Below are 6,131 nucleotides of genomic sequence, written 5' to 3' on the forward strand. Positions count from 1 at the left end.
AGACGATGACCTCCACGCACGAGGGCCGCCGGGCGAAGACTCCGGTCGTTGTCGGCGGGCACACCCGGATCCGGCCGTTCAACACACGCGCCACCTATCCCGAGCAGAACCTCGACAACGACCTCTGCCAGGCCGTCGTGGCCGGCGACACGGTGTATGTACGCGGCCAGATCGGCCAGGACCTCGACACCAGCGAGTCGGTGGGCGTCGGGGATGCGGCCGCCCAGGCCGAGCAGGCGATGGCCAACATCAAGATGCTGCTCGACGAAGCAGGCGCCCGGATGGAGCACCTGGTCAAGCTGACGATCTATCTGATCGACCCGCGCTACCGCGAGGCGGTCTACCGCACGGTGGGTCGCTGGACCAAGGGCGTGCACCCGATCTCCACCGGCCTGGTGGTCTCAGCACTGGCCCGCCCGGAATGGCTGTGCGAGATCGACGCGATCGCGGTGATTCCGCAGGAGGAGCGGCCGTGACCTTCTCCCTCGTGGTGCGTGACGGCGAGCGCTTCGGCATCGCGGTCAGCTCGTCCTCTCCGGCCGTCGCCGCACGGGTCGCACACCTCAAACCCGGCATCGGTGCCGCTGCCTCGCAGAACATCACCGATCCCACCCTCGGCAGCAAACTGCTGGACGGCCTGGCCGAGCACGGCGACGCCGCACGCGCGCTCACCGACGTCATCACATCGGCCGACCACATCGACTACCGGCAGCTGACCGTGCTCGGCCGCACCGGCCCCGGCGTCGCCTACAGCGGCCCCCGCACCCTGGGCCGGCATGCCGCAGCCACCGCGGACGGCGCGGTCGCCGCAGGCAACATGCTCGCCGGAGCGCACATTCCCGACGTCCTGATCGACACCTGGTTCACCACCCACGGGGAACTGGAAGAGCGTCTGCTGGCGGCCCTGCAGGCCGCCGCGGCGGCCGGTGGGGAGGAGGGACCGGTACGCTCCGCGGGCCTCGCGGTCGTGGCGGGAGTGGGCTGGCGGGTGACCGACCTGCGGATCGACTGGGCCGAAGATCCCGTCGACCGGCTCGCCGACCTCCTGGCCGTATGGCTGCCGCAGCGAGACGACTACGTGCGCCGCGGACTCGATCCCGCCGGCGCACCGTCGTACGGCGTCCCGGGCGACCTGTGATGGGGACACTGAAGGAGGCCGCCCGCAGCGAGGTCGACCGGCACGCGGCCAAACTGATCGCACTGTCCGAACGGCTGCACGCCGACCCAGAGACCGCCTGGGAAGAACACCGCGCCGCCGCTGCCGTCCCGCAACTCCTCGAGCACGCCGGATTCGACATCACCTCCCCCTACCTGGGCCTGGACACCGCGTTCTACGCGCGGTTCGGCAGCGGGCCCGTCCGCATCGCCCTCTGCGCCGAGTACGACGCCCTGCCGGGCCTCGGGCACGCGTGCGGGCACAACCTCATCGCGGCGAGCTCGGTCGGTGCCGCGCTCGCACTGGCCGCCGTCGCCGACGACGCGGGCCTGACCGTGGAGGTGTACGGCACCCCCGCCGAAGAAGGCGGCGGCGGCAAGATCGAGATGCTGGAGCGCGGCGCTTTCACCGGCGCGGACCTCGCCATGATGGTCCATCCGGCACCCGTCGACGTCGCCGAGGCACGCCCCTTCGCGGTCAGCCACTCCCGGATCTCCTACACCGGCAAGTCCGCACACGCGGCCGCCTACCCCGAGACGGGCATCAACGCAGCCGACGCCTTCACCATCGCCCAGGTCGCCATCGGCCTGCTGCGCCAGCAGCTTCCGGCCTCGGTACGGGTGCACGGCGTGGTCACCCACGCCGGGGACGCCCCCAACGCCATCCCTGAGCGCTCCAGCGGCCGCTGGTACGTCCGGGCCGAGACCCTCGCCGAGCTGACCGAGCTGGAGCCGCGGGTCATGAGGGCCTTCGAGGCGGGGGCCCATGCCACCGGCTGCGAGCTGGAGATCGAGCCGGAGAGCCGCCCGTACGCGGAGTTCCGCACCGACGAGAAGGCACTGGGGCACTACCGTCTGAACGCCCTCGCGCTGGGACGCGAGTTCGCGCCATCGGGCCAGGCCGCCCGGATGAACCGGGCCTCCACCGACATGGGCAACGTCTCCCAGGTGGTGCCGGCCATCCACCCCTACATCGGGATCGGCTCGCTGCCCGCCACCAACCACCAGCACGAATTCGCCGCGTTCTGCGTGGGCGCCCAGGCCCAGCAGGCCCTGCTCGACGGGGCGGTCGCGCTGGCCTGGACCGGCATCGACCGGGGCGCGCCAAGCGGGAGCGCCGCCCTACGACGGGCGTAGCCGTGACCCCAGGGCCCGGACAGGGCGAGAGCCGGCCCTCCTACGGCGTCACCCTCGGCCCGTTCGACGTACTGCGCCACGGCCGTCACCCGCCGGCCGCCTGCCCCCCCAGCCCCTCCGGGGCGCCTCTTGCCTCCTCGACGAACCGGAGGACACATGTCCTTGACGTATGACCCCGGCCACCTGGCTGACGACGGCCACCGCACTGAGCACGACATGCTCGGCGACATCGCCGTGCCCGAAGACGCCTACTATGGCGCCCACACGGCCCGGGCCGTCATCAATTTCCCCCTCACCGGGGAGACCCTTGCCGCCCGGCCTCACCTGATCGTCGCGCTGGCCGCGGTGAAGCAGGCCGCTGCCCTGGCCAACACGGACGTCGGCGCGCTGGACAGGACGCTCACCACGGCGATCACCCAAGCCTGCACCGACATCCGGAACGGCGCACTGCACGAACAGTTCGTGGTCGACCTCATCCAAGGCGGCGCCGGCACGTCGACCAACATGAACGCCAACGAGGTGATCGCCAACCGAGCCCTGGAACTGCTCGGCCGGCCCCGCGGGGAGTACACCGTCCTGCACCCTCTGGACCACGTCAACCTCGGGCAGAGCACCAACGACGTCTACCCCACCGCGGTGAAACTCGCCCTGGACGCGCACGTCGGCCACCTGCTCAGCGCCCTGGCCGGCCTGCGCGAAGCCTTCGAGGCCAAGGCCGTCGAGTTCGCCGACGTGCTGAAGATGGGCCGCACCCAGCTGCAGGACGCCGTACCCATGACGCTGGGCCAGGAGTTCGCGGCGTACGCCGCCACTCTCGGCGAGGACGAACAACGCCTCGCCGAGGCCAGACTGTTGCTGCACGAACTCAATCTCGGAGGCACGGCGATCGGCACCGGCCTCAACGCCCGCCCCGGCTACCGCGAGCGCGCGCTGGAGCACCTGCGCCGACTGACCGGCATCCCCACGCTGGTGTCGGCTCCCGACCTCATCGAGGCCACCCAGGACGTCGGGGTATTCGTCCAACTGTCCGGCGTGCTCAAGCGGGTGGCCGTGAAACTCTCGAAAATGTGCAATGACCTGCGGCTGCTCTCCTCGGGACCGCAGGCCGGGCTCGGAGAGATCAGCCTTCCCGCCCGCCAGGCCGGCTCGTCCATCATGCCGGGCAAGGTCAACCCGGTCATCCCCGAGGCCGTCAACCAGATCGCCTTCGAGATCATCGGAAACGACGTGACAGTCACCCTCGCCGCCGAGGGCGGACAGCTCCAGCTCAACGCGTTCGAACCAGTCATCTACCGCAGCCTGAGTGCCGGCCTTGGCCACCTCGCCGCCGGTGTCGCAGTTCTCACCGAGCACTGCGTGCGGGGCATCACCGCCGACCGGAAACGGCTCGCGGCGACGGTCGTTGCCTCCATCGGCCTGGTGACCGCCCTGAGCCCCACGATCGGCTACGAGGTAGCCTGCGCCGTCGCCCTGGAGGCGCATCGAACCGGCCGGCCGGCGCTCGAGCTCGTCCGTGAGCGTGCGCTGCTGACCGAGGCGGAACTTGCCACGCTGACCAGCCCAGCGTTCTTGACCGGCCCGCCTGCCCGCTGACGACCAGGACCGTGACGGGAAATCGGGCCAACCACCTCGGATGCCGCCCCTGAACCGACACCGGCGAAACCTGCGACTCTCCCGTCCCGGAATTCGCCCAGCGGCTCCAGTAAAACTCGCGGTGATTCACCCCGGCGTCATCTGCTCATTCGATACCTTCCCCGTAAAACATTTGCTTTACAGGAATTCTCTCATAGGAAAGGATCTTTCGCGTCACACCCAAGAGAGGGTCGTGAAGAGGCCGACTCACGAGTGCTGTTGCCGGCCTGGCACGCGCCTTCAACAGTCCCCGGAATGTTTATGCTGCGACGCCGCCCCCCGCTGGTCATCGGCCCGGAACTCGACGACGATCCGTTGCGCCGAACCATCAAAGCATCACTCAAGGAGCTCAGGTCCTCACAGCAGTTACCTCATGCTGGGGGCGGGGTCACTCGCCGGGCGTGGATCCCTGTTGCCGAATTGCTGCGCGCCACGGACCGTAACTGGGATCTGCGAGTGCACCGGATCTCTGTGCTTGCGCGCGCCTTGCCCCTGGGCGTCACGCTCCGGTGGATCAAGGACTGCCCGCGAGACCCCGATGCCCTCGTCGTGCAGGCTTGCGCCAGAGTCAGCCGTATCACCGGTACCCCTTGGCCGGACGCCCGGGAGGAGTACAGCGACTGCAAGCGGGCGGCGGAGGCGGCCCCAGAAGACCCCACCCCGTGGCTGGCCATGCTGCGGCTGATGGACGTGTGCGGCTCTCCGGTCCGCAGGACGGTTCCGGTGTGGAACGAGGCTGTTGCCCGCGCCCCGTGGAACCGCACCGTCTTCCATCAAATGCTGCACCATCTGTCTCCTCGCCGGCACGGGACGCTCATGGGGATGATCGAATTCGCAGAACGATCCGCTCACCAGGCGCCCCACGGATCACCCGTGGCCCTTCTCCCTCTCGCAGCCAGGGTGGAGTTGGTCGCTCACCGGATGTCGCAGGACTCCGCCGCTGCTTTCGCGGCTGACCGGCACTGGTACGAGCCAGGTGCAACCCGTGAGGCTGACACAGCATTGGCCAAGTGGTTCTGCGTAGAAGTACAGCCGCATGCTGAAGCCCTTGCCGACCTCAACCTGCTCGCCTTCGCTCTGACCCGTCTCAAGCGCACAGACGACGCCGCTCCCGTATTCCGCCGCATCGGCCGCGACATGACCCACCATCCGTGGAATCTCCTCCCCAAACCGGTCGCCGCCTTCCAGTACTGGCGCGACCGGAGCTGCGCCTGACGCCGCCGGCCCTCACGTTGCGCTTTTGGACGGCGGGTTGGGAGAAGACCCCACGCTGGCCCACATCGCCATGCCGTCTTCCGCAGGCATACGCACAAGTTGGTCGGCGAGGGCTTCCACGAGAGGCAGTCCCCGACCGTGCTCGTCGGCCGGCGACCCTGGACAGGGCGGCCCGTTGCGACCGTGGTCAATCACCACAACGTGGGCCTCGCGCTCGGCCAGCATGACGATGACGCAGATCGTGTCGTTCGGGGCATGGACAACCGCATTGGTGGTGAGCTCCGAGACGATGACTGCCAGGTCGTCCACCGTCTCCGGAGCCAGACCCCGGACGCGGGACATCTCGACGACCCGGGTACGGGCCTCACCGGGCGTCTGGCGGGAACGGCCGTCCAACTGCCATACCTCGCAGGCGAGCACCGGTGGAGCAAGCAGCGGGCACGCGGTGGCAGGGCTCTTCGTCTGCCTGGTGTAGGCGAGCTTCGCATTCATGAGGAGTGAGCTTCCTTGAAGCGGCCGGAGCTGGTATCCGACTCAAGGCGTCTTGCGGGAGTATGGGCGGCTGGAGGGAACAAGGGCTCCGCTTCCCCCGAACAGCCGGGCCTCCCCGGGGCGGACGCCCGGGTGTTCTGCAGAGCCATCGGCGGCGCTCAGCTGCGATTGGAAGCCGCAGGCCCAGGTGAGTATGCCTGTGCCGATGTCGGAAAATCTCGGTTGCTGCGTGGCTGGGGGCCGGCTGGAGACCACCAGTTTCGTCATGGCTCCACTCCCTCCTTCCCTCATGCGTGTGAGCCGGATTGCGTGCCCTGGAGAGTGAGTGCGCCGAAGGGATGCATCGGAGCCAGGCAAGGGCGTGACCCGTGCATTGGCCGAGAGCGGACAAACCGCTGTGGTGACTGTCGGCGGCGGTTGAACCGTGACCCAGTTTGGTCGGTTGAGTTCTGACCCTCGCGTCGTCGGTGGTCTTGCTCAGTCGTTGCCGGCGGCGGTGG

6 protein-coding genes are annotated in these 6,131 nt (G+C 69.0%); 5 read left to right on the plus strand and 1 reads right to left on the minus strand.

The window, feature by feature from the left end; all coding sequences use genetic code 11:
* Window positions 1-5: 5 nt before the first annotated feature.
* The 5 genes from AB0M11_RS35740 to AB0M11_RS35760 all read left to right on the plus strand — a co-directional run bounded on the left by AB0M11_RS35740 (window position 6) and on the right by AB0M11_RS35760 (window position 5,139).
* The gene (locus AB0M11_RS35740) at window positions 6-476 is read left to right on the plus strand and encodes a RidA family protein (RefSeq protein ID WP_365712328.1); all 471 of its coding nucleotides are present in this window, start codon (window positions 6-8) and stop codon (window positions 474-476) included.
* Complete coding sequence (locus AB0M11_RS35745; protein ID WP_365712329.1) at window positions 473-1,138, plus strand: DUF1028 domain-containing protein; 666 nt, start codon at window positions 473-475, stop codon at window positions 1,136-1,138. Before AB0M11_RS35740 ends, AB0M11_RS35745 begins: the two co-directional genes overlap by 4 nt.
* The gene (locus tag AB0M11_RS35750; RefSeq protein WP_365712330.1) at window positions 1,138-2,292 is read left to right on the plus strand and encodes a M20 family metallopeptidase; all 1,155 of its coding nucleotides are present in this window, start codon (window positions 1,138-1,140) and stop codon (window positions 2,290-2,292) included. The genes AB0M11_RS35745 and AB0M11_RS35750 overlap by 1 nt, the downstream gene beginning before the upstream one ends.
* Before the next feature lie 156 nt (window positions 2,293-2,448).
* Entirely contained in the window at window positions 2,449-3,885 is a 1,437-nt protein-coding gene (locus tag AB0M11_RS35755; RefSeq protein WP_365712331.1) for an aspartate ammonia-lyase, read from the plus strand.
* A gap of 294 nt (window positions 3,886-4,179) precedes the next feature.
* Window positions 4,180-5,139 carry a hypothetical protein gene (locus tag AB0M11_RS35760; RefSeq protein ID WP_365712332.1) on the plus strand — a complete coding sequence of 320 codons (960 nt, stop codon included), beginning with the start codon at window positions 4,180-4,182 and terminating at the stop codon, window positions 5,137-5,139.
* 12 nt (window positions 5,140-5,151) lie between these two features.
* Here the strand turns inward: AB0M11_RS35760 and AB0M11_RS35765 are convergent, their stop codons facing one another.
* Window positions 5,152-5,631, minus strand: coding sequence for an ATP-binding protein (locus AB0M11_RS35765; RefSeq protein WP_365712333.1), 480 nt, complete (start codon window positions 5,629-5,631; stop codon window positions 5,152-5,154).
* Window positions 5,632-6,131: the final 500 nt, after the last annotated feature.

It is taken from the genome of Streptomyces sp. NPDC051987, from assembly GCF_040680735.1.
In the GTDB taxonomy this organism is placed as follows: Bacteria; Actinomycetota; Actinomycetes; order Streptomycetales; family Streptomycetaceae; genus Streptomyces.

Excerpts from the sequence above, each read along its gene's own strand:
- AB0M11_RS35740 (WP_365712328.1), top strand. The coding sequence starts at position 6 with ATGACCTCCACGCACGAGGGCCGCCGGGCGAAGACTCCGGTCGTTGTC.
- AB0M11_RS35750 (WP_365712330.1), top strand. The coding sequence starts at position 1,138 with ATGGGGACACTGAAGGAGGCCGCCCGCAGCGAGGTCGACCGGCACGCG.
- AB0M11_RS35755 (WP_365712331.1), top strand. The coding sequence starts at position 2,449 with ATGTCCTTGACGTATGACCCCGGCCACCTGGCTGACGACGGCCACCGC.
- AB0M11_RS35760 (WP_365712332.1), top strand. The coding sequence starts at position 4,180 with ATGTTTATGCTGCGACGCCGCCCCCCGCTGGTCATCGGCCCGGAACTC.
- AB0M11_RS35765 (WP_365712333.1), bottom strand. The coding sequence starts at position 5,631 with ATGAATGCGAAGCTCGCCTACACCAGGCAGACGAAGAGCCCTGCCACC.